13 protein-coding genes are annotated in these 19,824 nt (G+C 71.1%); 8 read left to right on the plus strand and 5 right to left on the minus strand.

The window, feature by feature from the left end:
* Positions 1–32: 32 nt before the first annotated feature.
* On the plus strand, positions 33–1,217 hold the full coding sequence (locus tag HH310_RS22855) for a hypothetical protein (protein ID WP_169177659.1): 1,185 nt from the start codon (positions 33–35) through the stop codon (positions 1,215–1,217).
* Between the two features lie 5 nt (positions 1,218–1,222).
* Here the strand turns inward: HH310_RS22855 and HH310_RS22860 are convergent, their stop codons facing one another.
* Positions 1,223–1,921, minus strand: coding sequence for a ThuA domain-containing protein (locus tag HH310_RS22860; protein WP_169177660.1), 699 nt, complete (start codon positions 1,919–1,921; stop codon positions 1,223–1,225).
* Positions 1,922–2,115: 194 nt separating this feature from the next.
* Here HH310_RS22860 and HH310_RS22865 point away from each other — a divergent pair, with 194 nt between their 5' ends.
* The 7 genes from HH310_RS22865 to HH310_RS22895 all read left to right on the plus strand — a co-directional run bounded on the left by HH310_RS22865 (position 2,116) and on the right by HH310_RS22895 (position 9,373).
* Entirely contained in the window at positions 2,116–3,099 is a 984-nt protein-coding gene (locus tag HH310_RS22865; RefSeq protein ID WP_169177661.1) for a LacI family DNA-binding transcriptional regulator, read from the plus strand.
* 12 nt (positions 3,100–3,111) lie between these two features.
* Positions 3,112–4,347, plus strand: a complete 1,236-nt coding sequence (locus HH310_RS22870; protein WP_169177662.1) for an ABC transporter substrate-binding protein — start codon at positions 3,112–3,114, stop codon at positions 4,345–4,347.
* Positions 4,344–5,390: an ABC transporter ATP-binding protein gene (locus HH310_RS22875; RefSeq protein ID WP_169177663.1), complete on the plus strand. Its 1,047-nt coding sequence runs from the start codon at positions 4,344–4,346 to the stop codon at positions 5,388–5,390. The genes HH310_RS22870 and HH310_RS22875 overlap by 4 nt, the downstream gene beginning before the upstream one ends.
* Positions 5,387–6,319 carry an ABC transporter permease gene (locus tag HH310_RS22880; RefSeq protein WP_169177664.1) on the plus strand — a complete coding sequence of 311 codons (933 nt, stop codon included), beginning with the start codon at positions 5,387–5,389 and terminating at the stop codon, positions 6,317–6,319. The genes HH310_RS22875 and HH310_RS22880 overlap by 4 nt, the downstream gene beginning before the upstream one ends.
* The gene (locus tag HH310_RS22885) at positions 6,316–7,131 is read left to right on the plus strand and encodes an ABC transporter permease (protein ID WP_169177665.1); all 816 of its coding nucleotides are present in this window, start codon (positions 6,316–6,318) and stop codon (positions 7,129–7,131) included. The genes HH310_RS22880 and HH310_RS22885 overlap by 4 nt, the downstream gene beginning before the upstream one ends.
* Positions 7,128–8,333 (plus strand): D-mannonate dehydratase ManD, encoded by a 1,206-nt coding sequence (gene manD, locus HH310_RS22890; protein ID WP_169177666.1) that lies wholly within the window; start codon positions 7,128–7,130, stop codon positions 8,331–8,333. The genes HH310_RS22885 and manD overlap by 4 nt, the downstream gene beginning before the upstream one ends.
* Positions 8,334–8,452: 119 nt before the next feature.
* On the plus strand, positions 8,453–9,373 hold the full coding sequence (locus HH310_RS22895) for an RICIN domain-containing protein (RefSeq protein WP_169177667.1): 921 nt from the start codon (positions 8,453–8,455) through the stop codon (positions 9,371–9,373).
* A gap of 46 nt (positions 9,374–9,419) precedes the next feature.
* Here HH310_RS22895 and HH310_RS22900 read toward each other — a convergent pair whose 3' ends face one another.
* From HH310_RS22900 to HH310_RS22915, 4 genes are read right to left on the minus strand one after another with little or no spacing between them, the layout of a single operon-like run.
* A complete protein-coding gene (locus HH310_RS22900; RefSeq protein WP_169177668.1) occupies positions 9,420–10,778 on the minus strand; it encodes an EsaB/YukD family protein in 1,359 nt (452 codons plus the stop codon).
* The gene (locus tag HH310_RS22905) at positions 10,775–11,092 is read right to left on the minus strand and encodes a WXG100 family type VII secretion target (RefSeq protein WP_169177669.1); all 318 of its coding nucleotides are present in this window, start codon (positions 11,090–11,092) and stop codon (positions 10,775–10,777) included. Before HH310_RS22905 ends, HH310_RS22900 begins: the two co-directional genes overlap by 4 nt.
* Positions 11,093–11,106: 14 nt before the next feature.
* On the minus strand, positions 11,107–11,436 hold the full coding sequence (locus HH310_RS22910; protein WP_169177670.1) for a WXG100 family type VII secretion target: 330 nt from the start codon (positions 11,434–11,436) through the stop codon (positions 11,107–11,109).
* A 30-nt stretch (positions 11,437–11,466) separates the two neighbouring features.
* Positions 11,467–19,815, minus strand: a complete 8,349-nt coding sequence (locus HH310_RS22915; RefSeq protein ID WP_169177671.1) for a hypothetical protein — start codon at positions 19,813–19,815, stop codon at positions 11,467–11,469.
* Between the last annotated feature and the right edge of the window lie 9 nt (positions 19,816–19,824).

Consider the following 19,824-nt stretch of genomic DNA (forward strand, 5'->3'; position numbering starts at 1 on the left):
TACTTAAGCAACGGGAGTCGTACCATCCTCCGGTGCGTTCTCGATTGATCCCCCTCATCGCCGCTCTCGTGCTGCTCGGTGCGTGCTCGGCGCCCTCGTCGGCCCTTTCCGAGCGGCGGGTGGCCGGGGAGCCGTCGGCGGCGGCGTCCGGGGCTCCCGCGCCGCCGGCGTCCGCGCCGTCGAAGCCGAAGCCGTCGTCGTCACCGTCGCCGTCGCGCACGTCGGCGCCGGCCAAGCTCCTGCCCAAGCCGGGCAACCCGGACGGGCACGCCACCGTCCCGTCGGCCGCGCGCGCGATCGACACCAGCCACCCGACCCGCAAGGTGGGCAGCGGCACGCCCGCGAGCTGCACCTCGTCGGCGGTGGTGAAGGCGGTCGCGGCGGGCGGCATCATCACGTTCGACTGCGGTCCGGCGCCGGTGACGATCACGATGACCGCGACGGCGAAGGTGCGCAACGCGAGCAGCCAGGTGGTGCTCGACGGTGGTGGCCGGGTCACGCTCAGCGGCGGGGGCAAGCGGCGCATCCTCTACATGAACACGTGCGACGAGGCGCAGGGCTTCACCACCTCGCACTGCCAGGACCAGGACACACCCCGGCTGACCCTGCAGAACCTGGTGTTCAGCAAGGGCAACAGCACCGGCGACAAGACCGAGGGCGGGGGCGGCGGCGCGGTGTTCGTGCGCGGCGGTCACGTCAAGGTGGTCAACTCGCGCTTCACCGGCAACCGCTGCGACCGTACCGGGCCGGACCTGGGCGGGGCCGCGCTGCGGGTGCTGGATCAGGGCGGCGACGACCCGGTGTACGTGTCCGGCAGCACGTTCACCGGCGGTGTCTGCTCGAACGGGTCGGCGCTGAGCAGCATCGGCGTCTCCTGGATCGTGCTGAACAGCGTTTTCCAGGACAACGAGGCGGTCGGCAACGGCGCGAACCCGGCCCGGTCCGGCACTCCGGGCGGTGGCAGCGGCGGCGCGATCTACCTGGACGGGAACCGGTTCACGCTGACCCTGGACGGCACGCTGATCGAGGACAACAAGGCGGTCGAGGGCGGCGGCGCGGTGTTCTTCGTGAGCAACGACCGCACCGGCACCATGACGATCCGCCACTCCACGCTGCGGCGCAACAAGAGCGCCGGCTTCGAGACCGCGGGCCTGCCCGGCATCTTCTTCCTGGGGGCGGGCAAGCCGTCCACGAGCGGTTCCAAGCTGACCGGATAGGACGCTCAGTCGCGGGTCGCCCAGAGCATGCCGCGCTCGATCACGGTGCGGATGTGCGTCTCCTCCAGCACGTCCAGCGTGTGCCCGGGGGTGGTGACCATGACCCGGCCGGCGCCCCAGTGCCGGGTCCAGATGGCCGGCGAGACGATCGGCCGGTGCCAGGGGTGCCACGGCTGCGCGGGGTGGGTGAGGGTGGCGAGCACGTCGATGAGGTCGTCGTGCAGCACCCAGTACTGCTCGGTGCGGAGCGGGAAGTCGTCGAGACCCACGGTGACGGGGTGCGCGCGGCCCAGGTCGGTGAAGGTGACCGTGTGCGGCAGGATCTTGTCGGACTCGTCGCCGACGCAGACGGCCGGGTCCTTGCCGGGGTGGGTGACGAACTGGCCGCCGATGAGCTGCAGATAGTCGGCGGAGGCGCGGAACGAGTCGACGATGCCGCCGTGCCAGCCGGTGAACCCGGTGCCCGCCTCGACCGCGGCGCGCAGGCCGCGCAGCTGCTCGCGGGTGATCTCCCCCATCGTCACGCACTGCACGATCAGGTCGGTGCCGGCCATCTCGATGGGGTCGGCGTAGATCGCGGTCGAGGCCTCGACCCGCACCGTGTAGCCGTTCTGCTCCAGGAAGGGAAGGAACATCTCGGTCGCCTTGACCGGCTTGTGCCCCTCCCACCCGCCCCGGACCACCAGGGCCTTCCGATGGGTCACGCCATCCACTCCTCGCTGCCGCCACACGCCCCCCGCGTTCAGCCTATGGGTGCCGGCGCGCGGGCTCCATGACACGAACATCACAAACGTTTTCACAATTGATCACGAAACCCGGGTCCGCCGGGAAAAGGATCATCAAACGATCTGCGTCGATGCCTTGACTCGATCCGAAATGGATTTCAGACTTGGCGGGCATGGCGGTGACTATCAAGGATGTGGCTCGCGCGGCCGGTGTCTCCGCTTCGACCGTGACGCGCGCCCTGACCGCGCCCGAGCTGGTCCATCCGGCCACCCGCGACCGGGTCCGGCAGACCGCGGCCACCCTCGGCTACCACCCCAACCGCGCCGCCCGCGGCCTGATCACCGGCCGCACCGGCAACCTCGGGCTGCTCGTGCCCGACCTGGGCAACCCGTTCTTCCCCAGCGTGGTCAAGGGGGTGCAGGCCCGCGCCCACGAGGGTGACTACGCGGTCTTCCTGGCCGACACCGACGAGGACACCGCCGCCGAGATCGGGCTCGTGCGCAGGCTGTCCAAGCAGGTCGACGGCATCGTGCTGTGCTCACCGCGGATGACCGACGACGAGCTGCGCACGCTCGCCGCGGACACCCCGCTGGTGCTGCTCAACCGGCGTCTGGCCCGGGTGCCGTCGGTCATCCCGGATTTCGCCGAGGCGATGCGCCAGGCGGTCAGCCACCTCGCCGCTCTCGGGCACCGCCGGATCGCGTACGTGGCCGGTCCGCGGGTGTCCTGGGCCAACCGCGAGCGGGTCCGGGCGTTACGGGCGGCGGCCGGTGCCACCGGCGTGGAGGTGGTCGAGGTCGGCAACGTGATGCCGCAGTTCGAGGGCGGGGTGGCCGCCGCCGACCAGGTGCTGGCGGCCGGCGTGACCGCCGTCATCGGCTACAACGACCTGGTCGCGCTGGGGCTGCTCAACCGCTTCACGGCCCGCGGCGTGCGGGTGCCCGGCGAGATCAGCGTGCTGGGCTTCGACGACATCGCGCCGGCCGCGATGGTCCACCCGTCGCTCACCACCGTCGCACTCCCCAAGGAGCAGGCCGGCCGGGCCGGCGTGGATCTGCTCCTGCAACTGCTCGAACAGCCCGACCGGCCCGCGGTCCGCCGCGAGCTGCCGGTCCAGCTGATGGTGCGGGGCTCCACCGGCCCCATCCCCCGCTAGGAGGTCCCCGAGATGCGAAAGATCCCCCGCCACGCGGTACGGCGAAGCCGTTTCGGTGGCGCTGCCGCGCTCGCCGCCGCCGTCCTGCTCGCGGCCTGCTCCGCCCCCAGCAGCCCGGGCGGCGGCTCGGGCGCGACGGCCGGCCCGGTGCCGGACAAGCCGGACAAGGCGGTGACCGTCAACATCCTCGACGTGGCCGGCAACCTGCAGCTCACCCAGGGCATGATCGACGAGTTCGTGTCGAAGAACTCCGGCCAGATCGCCAAGGTGACCTACTCCAAGGCCACCGCCCCGGAACTGGTCGGCAAGGTCAAGGCGCAGCAGAACGCCGGCCGGGTCGACATCGACCTGGTCCTGACCGGCGTCGACGGGCTCGCCGCCGGCATCGACCAGGACCTGTGGGTGCCGATCCTGCCCACGTACGCGGCGCGGCTGCCCGGGATGAACGACTACCTGCCCGGGGCCACCGCCATGCAGAAACTGGCCGGGGACTACGGGGTGACCGTCACCTACTACCCGTCCGGGCCGCTGATCGAATACCTGCCGGCCAAGGTGCCGGCGCCGCCGACGACCGCGGACGCGCTCCTGGCGTACGCGAAGGCGAACCCGGGCGCCGTGCAGTACGCCCGGCCGTCCAACTCCGGCCCGGGCCGCACCTTCCTGATGGGCCTGCCCTACCTGCTGGGCGACTCGGACCCGAAGGACCCGGTGAACGGCTGGTCCAAGACCTGGGCGTACCTCAAGGAACTCAACAAGTACGTCACGCTGTACCCGTCGACCACGTCCGAGACCATGAAGAACCTCGCCAACGGGTCCGCGAAAATCATCGCCAGCACCACCGGCTGGGACATCAACCCGCGGGTGCTCGGCACGGTGCCGAAGGAGGCCGCGGTCGGGACCCTGCAAGGCTTCCACTGGGTCACCGACGCGCACTACGCGGTCATCCCGAAGGGTGTGCCGGTCGGCGAGCAGGCCGCGATCCTCAACCTGCTGCAGGACATGCTCACCCCGGCGCAGCAGGCCAAGGCGTACGACAAGGGGTATTTCTATCCCGGGCCGGCGGTCAAGGACGTGCCGCTGAGCATGGCCCCGCCGGAAAGTCAGCAGGCGCTGGGCGAGTACGGCCGCCCCGAGTACGAGAAGCTCATCGCGGACCACCCGCTCGAGGTGCCGCTGGACGCCAAGTCGCTGGTCGCGGCGTTCGACAAGTGGGACCGGGAAGTGGGCGGCGCGAAGGTGAAGAAGTGACCGGCTTCCAGCGGCTGCGCCTGGACGGCGTGACCCGGCGCTTCGGCGGCAAGGACGCGGTGCGCGACCTGAACCTGGAGATCGAGCGGGGCGAGTTCATCGCCCTGCTCGGCCCGTCCGGCTGCGGCAAGTCCACCGCGCTGAACTGTCTCGCCGGTCTGCTGCCGCTCTCCGAGGGCAGCATCTGGTCGGACGACCGCCGGCTGGACACGGTGCCGCCGGAGCGGCGCGGCTTCGGCATGGTGTTCCAGAGCTACGCGCTCTTCCCGCATCTGTCGGTCCGCAGGAACATCGCCTTCGGCCTGCAGATGCGGCGGGTGCCGCGCGCCGAGATCCGGCGCCGCACCGACGAGGCCATTCGCCTGGTACGCCTCGACGAGCACGCCACCAAGCTGCCCGGTCAACTGTCCGGCGGCCAGCAGCAGCGGGTCGCGATCGCCCGCGCCGTGGTGCTGGAACCCGCGCTCGTGCTCATGGACGAGCCGCTGTCCAATCTGGACGCGAAGCTGCGGCTGGAGATGCGCACCGAGATCCGGCGGCTGCACCAGTCCCTCGGCCTGACCACCGTGTACGTCACGCACGACCAGGAGGAGGCGCTGTCCATGGCGGACCGCCTCGTGGTGCTGCGTGACGGCCGGGTGGAGCAGACCGGTACGCCGTCGGAACTGCACGAGCGGCCGGCCAACGCCCACGTCGCCGACTTCATGGGCTATCGCAACCTGCTGCCGATGCGGGTGGTCTCCCGCTCCGGCGACGCCGTCACCGTCACCGGCCGGGGAATGACGCTGCGCGGCACGGCGGTGGGCGCGATGGCGGACGGCGACGAGGTGGTGGCCGGCATCCGGCCGGAGGACCTGCGCGTGGGCGACGACGGCGTGCCGGTCACCGTCGAAGTGGTCTCCTACCAAGGCCGGGACGTGGCCGTGGAGGGGCGGTCGTCGTCCGGCACGCTGCTGGAACTGTTGCTGGACCATCGGCCCGCCGTCGGCGACAAGCTCACGGTCGTCGCGGATCCGGCCCGGGTGCTGGTGTTCGCGTCATGACCGGCGATGTAGACCAGCGGGCGGCCACTCCGGTCGCCGCGCCGCCGACCGGACGGCCCGCGCTGCGGCACCGGCTTGCCGAGCGCGGCATCGACCGGCAACTGCTCCTGCTGCTGCCCGCACTCGTCGCGGTGATCGTGTTGTTCGTCTACCCCTTCGCGTACGGGCTCGGATTGTCGTTCCAGCCCGCGTCGGGTGGGGTGCTCGGGGCGTACCGGGAATTCTTCTCGGACGCCTATCAGCGCGGCACCATCGCGACCACCCTCGGTCTCGCGTTGCCCGCGGCGCTGCTGAACGTGGCCGCGTCGGTGCCGATCGCGTACCGGATGCGCGGCCGTTTCCGCGGCAAGCGGCTGCTCACCACGGTGCTGGTCGTGCCGATCACGCTCGGGACGGTGCTCACCGCCGAGGGGCTGCTGAACTTCCTCGGGCTGACCGGGTGGTTCAACCGGGTGCTGCTCTGGCTGCATCTGGTCGACGCGCCGGTGCGGCTGACGAACAACTACTGGGGTGTGTTCTTCTCGCTGGTCATCACCGGGTTCCCGTTCGCGTTCCTGCTGATCCTGTCCTACCTGTCCGGCATCGACCCGACGCTGGAACGGGCCGCGGCCACCCTCGGCGCGGGCCCGTGGCAACGCTTTCGGCGCATCACGCTGCCGTTGCTCGCGCCCGGGCTGGCGACGACGTTCTGCCTGACCTTCGTGCTGGCGTTCAGCGTCTTCCCGTCGGCGGTGCTGGTCGGCGACCCGGCCGGTTCCACCCGGGTCATCTCCATCGCGGCCTATCACGCCGCCTACGAGGTCTACGACTACCCGCTCGCGTCGGCGATCGCGATCGTGATGGGGGTCGTGGAGCTCGTCGTGGTGGCGCTGGTGCTGGGCGCGCGGTCGTTGTTCTACACCGGATCGACCACGGGAGGCAAAGGATGATCAGGCTCCGGCCCGCCGCCTGGATCGTCTGGGGCGTGGTGGCGTTCTTCTTCGTCAACCTGGCCGGCGTCATCGCTTCGGTGGTGGTCAGTTCGCTGGGCTCACGGTGGTTCGACACATGGCTGCCGCAAAGCTTCACCGGCCGGTGGTACGGCGCCGCCTGGCATGAGTTTGGTCTGTTCGACGTGCTCGTCGTGACGCTCGAGGTGTCGCTGCTCGTCGTCGCCATCTCCGTGCTGATCGGGCTGCCCGCGTCGTACGTGCTGGCCCGGCGCGCGTTCCCCGGCCGCCGCCTGCTGTACCTGCTGTTCCTGCTGCCGATCCTGATGCCACCGTTCACGTACGGGATCCCGTTGGCCACCGTGCTGTACAAGTACGGGTTCGCCGGTCACCTGTCCGGCGTGGTGCTGGCCAACCTGGTGCCGTCGATCCCGTTCGTGATCCTGACGATGACCCCGTTCATCGAGCAGGTGGACCCGGCGATCGAACGGGCCGCCCGGATGTGCGGCGCGCGCACCTGGCAGGTCTTCGTGCGCGTCCTCGCCCCGCTGCTGGTGCCCGGCATCCTGGCGGCGTCGATCCTGGTGCTGGTCCGCACCGTCGGGATGTTCGAGCTGACGTTCCTGACCGCGGGCCCGTCCTCGCAGACGCTGGTGGTCGCGTTGTACTACACGATGTCCGCGGCCGGGATCCGCGCGCAGCAGTCGGTGGACGCGATGGCCGTCATGTACACGGCGATGATGCTGGTATTACTGGTGGCCGCGTTGCGGTTCGTGAACCCGACCCAGCTCGTGGCCCGGGTGAAGGAATGAGGATCGTGTCGGCCCGGGTGATCGTGACCTGCCCGGGCCGCAACTTCGTCACCCTGAAGATCGTGACGTCGTCCGGGCTCACCGGCGTCGGCGACGCCACGTTGAACGGGCGCGAGATGGCCGTGGTCGCCTACCTCCGCGAGCATGTGGTGCCGGCGCTCATCGGGCGCGATCCGGCGCGGATCGAGGACACGTGGCAGTTCCTCTACCGCGGCGCGTACTGGCGGCGCGGGCCGGTCACGATGACCGCCGTCGCGGCCGTCGACACGGCCTTGTGGGACATCAAGGGCAAGGTGGCCGGGCTTCCCGTCTACCAGCTGCTGGGCGGGCGGTCGCGGTCCGGGGTGCTGGTGTACGGGCACGCGTCCGGCCCGGACATCGCCGGGGTGCTGGATTCGGTGTCTACATTGGTCGCCTCGGGCTATCAAGCGGTGCGTGTGCAGAGCGGGATCCCGGGGTTGAGTTCCGTGTACGGCGTCTCGTCGGATCCGGTTTACGAGCCCGCGTCGTCGGCGCTTCCGGCCACCTCCGTGTGGTCCACCACCCGATATCTAGGATATATCCCGACGGTGTTCGAGGCGGTGCGGGCGTCGTTCGGGCCCTCGCTGCGGTTGCTGCACGACGCTCACCATCGGCTGTCGCCCGTGGAGGCCGCGCAGCTGGGGAAGGCGCTCGAGGCGTACGGGTTGACCTGGCTGGAGGATCCGGTGCCGGCCGAGGACCAGTCGGCGTACCGGTTGCTGCGCCGGCACACGACGACGCCGCTCGCCGTCGGGGAGGTCTTCAACTCCGTCTGGGACTGCCTGGGGCTGATCTCGGAGCATCTGATCGACTACATCCGCACGTCGGTCGTGCACGCCGGGGGCATCACCCACCTGCGGCGCATCTTCGACCTGGCGGCGCTGTATCAGGTGCGCAGCGGCTCGCACGGAGCTTCGGACCTCTCGCCGGTGTGCATGGCCGCGGCGTTGCACGTCGATGTGGCGATCCCGAACTTCGGTCTGCAGGAGTACATGCCGCATACACCGGAGACGGATGCGGTGTTCCCGCACGGCTATCGGTTCGCGGACGGCTATCTGCATCCGTCCGAGGAGCCGGGGCTCGGGGTGGACATCGACGAGGAGCTGGCGGCGCGATACCCCTACCGGCCGGCCGCGTTGCCGGTGAATCGCCTGGAGGACGGCACCCTGCACGATTGGTGAATCCGCGGCCGCCCTGTGACAACCACCATGACGTCGAATCTCCGCCGTGCCGGTGCGTCTCCTACCCGCCGGAGTCGCTTCACGGGCGGCATCCGTACGGCACGATCTAGGAGGAACAGGTGTCAGAGCCCGAGGCAAGGGCTGCCCGGAGTGCGCGCGGCGGGTTCGTCGGCGCGTTCGTGCGTACCGTCCGGCGGGAACAGCGGCGGTCCGCCGTGGGATCGGCCGCCGTCAGCACCCTGGTGGTGGTCATCGTGGCGGCCGCCGTGGTGGGCATGGGCGTGCTTCTGAAGCCCGGCGGGGCGCGCCCGGCGGACGCGGCGTCCACCGGACACGTCCCCGCCCAGACTCAATCTCAGGCCCCAGGCCACGCCACCACGACGACGCGGAACGGAACGCCGGCCGGGCCGCCGGGGCAGGCGGTCACGGTCACCGGAGGAGGGCCGGTCGGTGTCGCGGGCGGTCCGCCGGCCGGCACCGTGACCGTCACGGGCTCCGGCTCCGGTTCGGTTTCCGGGACGGGACGCACGGCGGTCACCGGGTCGGTGGTGCGGGCCCCGGCGACCACCGCCACCACCTCGGGATCGGGCTCGTCGTCCGGGGGAACCAAGCCGAAACCCACGGTGGCCGCCCGGACCAATGTCACCGCGACGAGCGGACCCGGCGAGATCATCGGTTACGGCAGCGGCAAGTGCGTCGACGTGACCGACGGCGCGTTCGCGTCCAACCCGCAGTTGCAGATCTGGTCCTGCACCGACGGTCCGAACCAGCAGTGGACCTTCTACAGCGACCGGACGGTGCGGGCCGGCAATCGCTGCCTCACCATCGCCGGTGGCTCGACAGCGAACGGGGCACACGTGCTGCTGAGCTCGTGCTCGTCCGGGAGCGCCGCGCAGCAGTTCACCCTGAACAGCGCCCACGATCTGGTGAACACGCACGCCGACAAGTGCGTCGACGTCGTCGACCAGAGCACCGCTGACGGCGCCAAGCTGCAACTCTGGGCGTGCGGAGGCACCTCGAACCAGAAGTGGCATCTCTGACCCGTCGCAGGTGCGGTCGTCCGGGCTCCCCGGACGACCGCACGTGTCATCGGCCGCCGAGATGCCAGAGCGTGTCGTACAGGCCGTAAACGCCGAGCAGCAACGCCGGCAGCATGATCTGGCCCACCGTCAGGAGCGGGCTCAACCTCGACGGTTTGTCGCCGTCGCCGGGCTTCACACCGGCTCCCCACAACAGCACCGGCAGGCCGGCCCCGATCGCGATCACCCCCACCAGCAACAAGGCGGGCAGAACGTACGCCTGGGTCGCGGCGCTGCGGTCCAGCAGGGTCAGCAGAGCGAAGATCCCGGTGGTCGCCGCGATCGCCGGGACGATCGCCTCGGTGGCCCGCTCGAACGTGCCGGTTCGGACGAGGAGGACGACGGTCGCGACGATCGCCACGGCCATGGTGAACGGGTCGAACAGCCGGGTCAGCACGACGAGCCCGGCGCCGACCGCCACGGACGGAACGGCGACCAGCAGGACGAGCACCCGGCGGGCCAGCGTGACCTGGCCGGCCAGACGGTCGGGGTCGGCGTCCGGCTCCACCGTCGCGGACGAGATGGACAACCACGACGCGGCGACCAGAACGCCCGCCGCCCGTGGCGCGACGGCCAGGAACAGGACACCGGCGACGACCACGGTGGCCGCGACCGCCGACGCCGTGGCGTGCGCCGCCACCAGGACGGCCAGCAGGATCCCGGCGACGCCGGCGAGCAGCGTGAGCGTGGCGAGCAGGACACCCGGCACCGCGGCGAGCGCGACGACGAAGCCCAGGAACACGCCCACCGCGAAGTAGATCAGGTGAGTCGCGTCGACGGCGAGATGACCCGGTGCCAGCACCGCGACCGCCGCGATGCCCGGGATGGCCGCGCAGCCGAAAACGGTCCGCAGCGGCTCCGGCAGCACCCTCGGATGGCTGCGCGTCACCCGGGCCAGCACGGCCAGGCCGACCGCCACCACCGCGGCCACCGCGCTGGTGGCCAGGCCGCTGTGGCCGCTGAACCCGGCGTAGACGATCGCGGCGGCGAGCCAGAAAGCGCCGAGGACGACGGCCGTCCGGCCGATCGCCCGGGCGTCCCAGCGGACCCCGTTCTCGCCCAGGTCGGCGACCACTTCCCAGACGCTTCGCACGACCGGTTCCTGATCCTCGCCGGCGAGGGTGTCCCGCAGGTAGAGCACCGCGCCGTCCTCGACACCCTGGCCGGCCAGCGACGAGGTGATCGCGAACGCGGGCGCACCGATCGGGGCCAGGCTCCACACCGGTGGCAGCGCGTCGTCCTCGGGCTGGCCGACCAGCCGGGCGAGCAGGTCGTTGTACTGCGCGATCGGCGCGTCGGCCGGGATCGCGACGTCGACCCGGTTCTCGACGCCGACCACCGTCACCCGGCACCGCGTGTCGTTCAAAAACTCCTCCAGGTCTGCCGGATCGTCGCCTGGGTGACGTCATAGTTGTCGGACACCTTGGCCATCGCCTCGGCGATCCTTTTCAGCACCCCGTCCTGCGGATCGAACAGGGCCTTGGCGTCGGTGTCCCAGAGCGACTGGACGTCCTTGTAGTCGCCGGCGGCGTCGCCGGTCCAATCCGTCTGCAGCACGGCCAGCTTCGGCGCGAGGTCGTCCAGCTCCTGCTGGAGCCGCTGCGAATGGCCGGTCAGATCCGCGTGCACATCGGCGAGTCTGGCCGGAACCTCGATCCGGCTGGATTCGATGTCGGGCACGAAATTCCCCTTCGTCAGAAGCGCGGCGGCGCGAGGTCGGCGGTGGTGGCGCCGGGCACCAGCAACGACACGTTGTTCTCCTCGTGCGTGACCACGACATTGTTGTTCCCGTGCAGGTTCTGTCCGATGTTGTCCAGCGTCGCCCGGAGCCGGGTCGCGTGCAGGTTGTACTCGTCCATCAGCGTGGACCACTGCTCGCTGGCGTTGCCCTTCCATTCCGCGTTCAACTGCTCGACATAGGCCTGCAGCTGAGCCAGCTTGACCTGGATCGACTCGGCCGAATAGGTGGTGTCATTGCCGCCCTGGGTCAAGTCCCCCGGCGTCACACCCCACGGACTGCTCACACTCGTTCCTCCTGTTTCTGGTTCTCTCGCTCACGCCGTCAGCAAGAAGTCGGCGCAGTGGTTGAAAGCGAGCGCTCGCGCCGGCGGTTCCTCGCCGGACACCGTCGAAGGCGCGGTCCACTGCTCGGCCGCCCCGGCTCCGTTGTCATGCACCTCGATGCGCCAGACCTGCTCGTCGAGCTTCATGTAGACGGCGGCGGCCTGGCCACGTGAGGCGGGAGTGATCACCATCCCGCCGTGCCTCGCCCGATCGATCAGCGCGCTGAGGTCGTCCCAGGACCGCAGCGGATGGTTACCGGGCAGCCCCGGATCGGCGAGTCGTTCGCCGACCCATCGGCCCGGGTCGAGCGTCTCGCTGCCGTCGACCGGAGCGCTGCGAAGTCCACCGCGGAAACGCACCTCCGTCGCCGCCGCCAAGGCGCCGTCCGAGGTGCCGTTCTGCCCGCCGACCTCGGCGTTGAGATCGGTGACGAAGCGCGTGACCCGATCCGGCGCGGTGCCCGGTTGCTCCGCCCGGCGCACCGCCTCCCGGACGATCTCGCGCAACGCCCGGTCGTGCGCGATGATCTGCTCCGGATCGATCCGCGCGCCCGTGTCGTTGCGGATCTCGATGAGCAGCAACCCGGGCCGGTCCGGGCGGGCCCGGTCCAGATCCTGGTGATACGTGCGCACGCCGAAGGCCTCGTGCTGGTTGAGCACGGCCGACCGGCTGCGGAGCATCGTGTCGAGATAGTCGCCCACCCGCAGAGACCCACGGCCATGCCCTTCCGCCACCCAGGCGTAACGGACGGCGTCCAGCGGACGTACGCGCGTTCCCGGCGGCAGCTCGGTCACGCGCTCGTAGCGGCGACTGGTCCGGGAGCGGGCGGCGGCGCTTCGATAGGCGACATAATGATCGCTGTAGTCGGGTATGCGCTCCAGGAGCGTCTCCTCGAAGAACTGCTCGATCGCCTCGGCGTTGCGGTCGAGGAAATCCCGCACCCGCCGCGGCAGCTCCCGCCGTAGCGTGCTCAGGCTTTGCCGCATCGCGATCGGGCTGTACTTCTTGCCTCCTATGGTGTCGCCCAGTGCGGCCTGCGCCAGCCCGGCCACGTGGTCATAGGTCAGCCACATGGCGCCTTCCAGCATGACGGCTTCGCCGGCGAATTCGTCCGTGCCGTCGTCGAGCAGGTGGAAGAGTCCCGAGACCTGGCCGGCGAATTTCTCGCCGTCGACGTGCGTATGCTTCGGGTGCTCGTCGAGGTGCGATTCCCCGGGTGCCTCCCAGATGCGGTCGGTCAGGCCCCGCATGACGTCCCGCAGAGCGAGAACCGGCACTCCTCTCGTGTGGTGGACGAGCACCGTCGGCTCCCCGCCGGTGATCACCGCCCGCCACACGACGTTCCTCAGCTCCGGATTCAGCCGCCATCCCCGGCCCGTCGTGAAGATGTCCCTGAGGTAGTGGACGCCCGCGGTGCCGCCGGGTTGCACCGTCTGCCGGGCGCGCGCCGCCAGATCCTGCAACGTCGCCACGATGGTCTCGAGCGAGTCGACGGCAACCGCCTCCGGATCGCCGTCGAGCTCGGCCCGCGGATCCTCGGTCACGAACTCGAGAACCGGCAGGGACGCCTGGCGGAAGCCGTCCTCCGGCCGGCTGGGCGACACGTAGTGGCCGCGGCCGTCGGTCAGGAAGACGCCGGTGTCGATGACGACCTTCAGCCCGGCCGCGTCATGTCGCGCGACCCAGGTCACCTTGTCCAAGTTGACACGCGGTGTTGCCGCAGCGCGGGACGCGAAACCCGTGAGCCGGACGCCGCCGCTGGCAGCGCGCTGCCCCGACCCCGCCGAAGACGATCCGGACGCACCCGGGGTCCGGTCTTCGAGGAAGCCGCTGTGATCCTCGGCCTCGGTGCCGGCTCGTCCACCGGGAAGGCCGGTCGGGGTCGGGTGCCTGCGGCCGGAGGCGCGTTCCCGCGCGAGCGCCTGCCACTGGTGGGGCTCGGCCGGATCGCCGTCGAAGCGGCGCTCGATCTCCTCGGTCAGCAGAGCGTAGGCCACTTCGATGATCGTCGGATCCCGGTCGACGCCGGCGTCGAGCGACGGCGGCAGCCGATACCCCAGGCCGTAGAGGTACATGCCGGCCGCGTTCAGGACGCGTTCGTACTCGTCCTCGCTCAGGCGCTCCAGGCGGGTGCGCATCCGCTCGATCTCCTCCGGCGCGGGCAGCGGCGTCGAGAGGCGTGGCGGCGGCGGGAGCGGGGCCGTAGGAAGTGGCCGTGCCCCCGGCGGCCCCGGCGGTGGCTGGGGCAGCCGCCGCCCCGCGGGCGGCAGCGGAGCCGAGTCGGCCTCGGGGGGCGGGGTCGACTCGGCCTCGGCCGGCGGGGTCGCCGGGACCGGTTCGGGCGGTGGTGTGGCCAGGCCGGCGGCGCGTTGCGTCACGGCCAGACCAACGCCCTGGACGACTTCGTCGGCAAGCTCCCCGTTGCGGCCCGGCGGCATGTCGCCGATCACTTCGTCGAGCCGGGCATCGATCTGCTCGCGGGTCAGGTCCGACCCGTTCCCGGCGAGAAACGTCGACACCCGGTCGAGCAGCTCGGCCCGGTTGACAGCCTCGTCGATCGGCTCCTGGTCCCCGATGATCGCCTGAGCCTCTGCCACGGTCGTCGGGTCGCCGCCGAACACACTCATCCGGCGGGTCGCCACGCTCACCCGACGGCTCATCCGCCGGCGCAGCTCGTCCGGCACCCGGCCCCCGGCGGCCTGAATGGCTTGCGCCTCGCGGACCAACGGCAGGAGCGGGTCGAAGGTGGTGCGCCCGCGCGCGGCCGGCTCCACCACGCCCTGCACGCTGAGATCCAGCTGTGCCAGCCGTTGTTCAATATCGAGCAGAAGGTCCACCTCACCGTCGGCCAGGACATCCGGCGCGGCCGCGCGGCCGTCCATCTCGAGCAGCAACGGCCGGCCCTCTTCCTCGGTGCCGATCGCCAGGATCGGGCGGCCGTCCGCGAGCCACACGGGGGTGATCGCCCCGGGCCCGAGCCACCGCAGATGACGGGGCGAGACGCGACCCGGCCGGGCGAAGACGTTGCGCGCCCACTCCAGTGCGGCCGATTCGTTCTCGACCGGCGGCGGCCCGGTCAGTGTCCGGAACAGCCGCTCGGCCCGCTCCGTGGCCGTTTCCGCGGCAGGGGCCCGCCTGAGCTGGTTCTCGATGAAGCGGCCGACGCGCTGAACCACCCCTCGCGCGACGTCCTCACGGGACATGAACACGACGTGCCCGTCGCGGTCCAGCCGTGCGCCGTCCGCGATGAGTTCGGCGAGATCGACGACGGAGCCGCGCTGCACACCGGTCCCGACCAGCCCGACATAGCGTGCGGGCAGGTGGATCTCGAGGTGCCGCATGCCGTCGTGCCGGCCCACCGGGACGAACCCGGCCGGATAGTGCCGCAGGAACTCGTGCATGGGACCGTGCGGCCAGATCGAGTGCGGGACCGAGATCCACACCCGGACGTTCTGATCGAGCTGCAGGGGCGCCCGAGCCATCCCACGCCGCAGGACCATGGCGGCGTCGCTGCCCGGGTCGCGGAGCGTTCCGTCGATGACACCGCGTCGCGCATCGTCCGGCGTGACGATGCGACGGCCCCGGGTCCAGTTGCTGAGCGCGTCGGCCAGACCGTTGCGATGATCGCTCACCACGCCGATCCGTTTGCCGTTGCGGAATATCTCCCACCGTTGAGATCGCTCGTTGCCCCCGTGGACCCGCACCACCGATCGCACGACCGGAATGCCGGAGCCGCTCAACCACGTGATGAACGGAAGTGACTCGTCGGGGTTCCAATCCGGGTCGGTGAGGATGACGATCGGTGCGCCGTTCTCGTTGTACAGCCGCGACGCGTAGGCGGCGGCCGGGAGGCGTTCGCCGCCGGTCTCGAGCAGTCCGTTGCGGATCTGTCCGGTCTCGACGGTCACGTGCTCCAGGACGTCGACCGGCAGCGTGTCCAGAAACGACCAGTCGATGTACGGATTGAGCGGCACCGCGGTCAGCTCGACCGGGCGTCCGCCGCGTCCCGGAACCGGCCGGTGCCGGTTGACCCACACCTGGTGCACGCCGCCCGGGGTGGGCAGAGTCTCGGGGGTCACGGTGAGAGCGCTCGTGGCGGGCTCCGCCGCGGTCGCCGGAAGCTCGTGCACAACGGCGCGAAGTCCCGGCCCGATCCGTACCGGCACCGTGATCCGCCCCCGGGAGGCGTTCACCACCTCGCGGACCACCTGCGGGTTCAGCCAGGACCGGGCCGTGTCCATCCACTCCACGCCCCGGGCACCCATCCGTACCGGCACCTCGACCTCGGTCTCCGGGAACGAGCCGATGCTGGTCTCGTGACGTTCGGAATAGCCGGGCACCGTGTCGCCGCGCCGGGTCACGGTCTGGGTGAACTCCGCGGCGGTCAGATGCCGGTTGCTGGTGTAACCGCCGATGCGCTGGCGCAGCTCCCCGGCGACGTCGAGCTGTGGCGGAACGTGATCACGCGCTGCCCGCACCGCTGCTTCAAGGCTTTCCGCCGCCACGAGATTCTCGGTGTCCGGTTCCCGGACGTACCAGGTCGTCACGGCGGATCCGTCGACGACTCCGACGACGACTCCCGGGGCGGCATGACCCAGCAGGGCCCGCCGGTCGATCTCGCGTTGCATCCGGCGGCCGAACGTCCGCACATTGTCCGCGTTCCCGCCGAGGCTGAGCACCAGGACCGGCCGCGTGTCCGAATCTGATCGCAGACGACTCTCGAGGTGCGCGGCGATCAACTGGTTGGGACGGATCTCCTGCCGATCGTTCAGGACAAAGACCTGGTAGCCGTGGCCCGACACCCGGCCGACGACGGTCACCGTTCCGGGCAGCGAGGTGGTCCGCTGGGCACGCGCCAGGACGGTTCCGGCCAGGTGCTGGAGCTGGCCGCCCGGCACGAACGTGAAGACGCCGTCCGCCGACCACGGCGCCGGCGCCGCCGGCCGCGGCCCGGTCTTGTCACCCGGACGTTGCTGCCGATTCATCGCGGACGTGATGCTCTGCTCGATACGCCGTCTGCCCACATCGCTGGCGGCGTCGGCGCGCATGTTCTGGGCCGACGGCGAATGCGGGCCGTACCGCGCGGCCAGATCCGTGATGGTGTCGAGGTGGGCGATGCCCAGCGGCGTGGCGGCCGGGCCCGGCCGGAGCAGCTCGAGCTCCATCGACACCGGCAGGTTCGGGTTGACATCCGGCACCGCCGCCGGGTCGGACCGGCCGGGCGGATCGATCTCCAGCGTGTCCGTGGTGAGCGACCGGTCGCGCAGGAAGTTGCGCAGGTGGTCGGCCAGCTGCTCCCGGAACAGGGAGCCCGGGGCCATCAGGAAGGTGCGGGCCCCGCGCGCGGTGAAAGCATCGGAACCGCCCGGTTCGGCGGCGAAGATGTCCAAGCCGTCGATGATCTGCGCGAACGGAAGCCGCGATCGCATCGGTAGCCGCCGGAATCCTTCCCGGGCCGCCGCGGCCTGCAGGAAGGCCAGACTAGCGAGGCCGCGAACGATCGCCACCGATTCAATATGGAGAAATTCGGTCAGATCGTGCGGTTCGACCCGCGCTCCGGCCAGACGGGAGGCCAGCTGGGCGGCGATCCTCTCGCCGAAGGCGCGAGCGGCACCGAGGAGCAACTGATTGCTGTTGTCGAGATCCCAGGTCGGCACCCAGGACGGCGGCGTGTCCAGAATCAGGTGAAGGTTCGCGAGCGCGGCCACGACCGGCATCGGGTCGTCCGGTGCCTCCACGGCCGGCGGCGCCACCATCGGCGGCTCGGGCACCACGGTGGAGATCGCTACGTCCGCGGTGGAAACGGGCAGTTCTTCCGGACCCTCCTCGACGATCTGCCCCAGCTCCGACCGGGGCCGCACCCTCGGCGAGGGAGCACCGAAACGCGGTGCTGCCAGACGGTGGGCCGGGGCCGCCGCGGGCGCCTGGACCGGCGTCGGCGGCGCGGGAGCCGGGCCGGGCCGGGTGCTCCGGGGTTGGAGCGTGACGATACGACCGCGCGCGTCGACCAGGGTGCCGAACCGGCTACCCAAGAGCTCCGCGACATCTCCCGGGCTGGCCGCGCGCACGAGATCGACACCGGCGTCCGTCTGCGTGTCGATGATGATCACGCCGCCGGTTCGGATTCGCTGGACCAGAAACGCCCGCGAGGGAGCGCCGTCACGGTGCGCCCACACCACCGCGACCGCGCCGCTCGGAAGCTCGGCGAAACGGTTGGGGCCGACCCTCGTCCAGTCGGCGCGGAGCGCGTCCGCCAGTGCCGAGGTTCGCGCGCTGGCGGGAGCGGCGGCCATGACCCCGGCACGGGCCAGCAGACCGCCGACGCGTTCGATGCTGGCGTCTGTCCGGCCGTCCCACGGCGGCAGGGCGTCCAGGGCCGCTGCGAGCCACGGCACCAGATCACGCCGGTACGAGCTCTGGACCGCGGCCTGACCGGCGCCCTCGAGTTCCGGGTGCCGGAAAACGTAGCGGTTGACGGTGCTCCGCAGCTGCTCGATCCCCACGAACGGCGACCCCGTGCGGCCACGCACCTCGGTCAGGCCGGCGTCCAGGCTGAGAGCCGCGGCGAGTGCCGCGGATTCGCGGGCACGCTCGGCGATCTCCTCGACGTCGGGCGGCGCCTGCCCGGTCAGGCGTAGATCGAGGTTCGGCTGGTGCCAGGGGCCGATGGGCTGCGGGACCGTGCTCGGCTCGGGTTCCGGCACGCGCGAAAGAGCCGACCTCGGCCGCGTGGATCCGGACAGGCCGGCGAGGTCCCCGGCCCGGAGGGTGGGGAAGGTCTGGCCCAGCACCCGTTCGACGTCGGCTTCATGCGCGGACAGGAACGCCTCGACCTCGGCGCCCGCCGCCGCGAGGATGAGCGGCAGCGACTGGCGGACCAGAACCGGGACCGTGTCGCGATCGGTCACCCCGTGGATACGGAGGTGCAGCAACGCGACCACTTCGGCGACGACGGCGGCCGGCGCGAACTCACGCACGGCGTGCGGAATGTCGGCCGGCTGCACCGGCTCGTCGAACCGGTCGCGCAGGAAATGCGCCGCGAGCTCGTAGCCGGCGTCCAGTGCGGGCTGCGCGGCCGGCAGGTGCTGGAGAAGACCCAGGACGCCACCGCCGAGCGGGAGCGGGATGTCGTCCTCGGTGGACGGCGTCTCCGCCGCCGTTTGCGGCGCTGACTGCCCGGGTTGCTGGTCCGTCAACTCGGCCGGGGGTGCGTTGAAGCTTTCGTCCGCCCACAGGCGCGCGTCCCGGGGACTGACGTGGAGAGCCTCGAGCCGGGCGATCACGGCTCGCTGAAGCTCGCGCGCGTTCGCTCCGGAAGCGTCCGCCGACGGTGCCGGCCGTCCCCGCGTCTTGTGGTCCACAATCGACTCGGCGAGCCAGGCGACGAAGGACTCGTCGTCCGGCCGGGCGGCGGCTGCCCCGGCCAGCAACCAGGTCGGGCTGTTGAAGGTGGCGGCACGCACGCCCTGAGTGTCGGACAAACGGTACGGGCCGGTCGCGGTGAACATGCGGCGGACCGTGATCGGCAGGTCCACCGAACGCCAGCGGCCGTCGTCGTCGACGTACAGGTCGGCGACGTCGATGACCCGCGCGAGCCGGCTGCGGAGCAGTCGCAGGAGACTGGGCCAGAGCAGTCCCGGGGCCTCGTGACCGTCCAGGACGCGGGCCGCGGCGGTGAGGTCCAGGAGCCCGGGGTTGTCACCCCAGAGGATGGTGACCGCGGCGTACGCCGTTCCCAGGAGCTCCACCGTGGCGGCCCGGTCGGACAACGGGATCCGCTGACCGGGCGGCACCGGCGGCCGCGGCGCGTACGAGAAATTCCCGTACGCCGTGGCCAGCTCGATCGTCAGCGCCTGGTCGTGGGTGACGGTCCGCCGCCCGCGTATCTCCCAGTGGCCACCGTCGCGGATGACGAACCCGGATCCGGTGTCCAGCTCGCCGGTCGGCTCGTACACGCGCAGCGGACGACCCAGTCGTTCCAGTTCCCGCTGCAGGTCGCCGGCGATCCCGCCGGGTGTCAGCAAGGTGATCGAGTCGGCCTCGACCGGCAGCAGGCCGTCGCGCAGCAGGCGGTGGGCCAGGGCCTCGCCGCTCTCCGCGGTTCCGGGCCGGACCGGGATCGTGCGCCGGTCACCGGACCAGGGCGCGGTGACGTCGAGGAAGCCGCCCGCGAACTCGAGCCGGGTGCGGGCCCGGGCGCAGTCGCGGAACCGGCCTTCGAGCTCGGGCGGGACGCCGAGCTCGAACGGCGAGTCGCCCGGCCTCTCGGCCACCGGTGACGACGGGCCGGAACGGCTCCCGAAGTCGGGGATGCTCAGTCCGGAACCGGGCATGCTCATGGTCGCCTC

This window comes from Actinoplanes sp. TBRC 11911 (genome assembly GCF_012933445.1).
Taxonomy (GTDB): Bacteria; Actinomycetota; Actinomycetes; order Mycobacteriales; family Micromonosporaceae; genus Actinoplanes.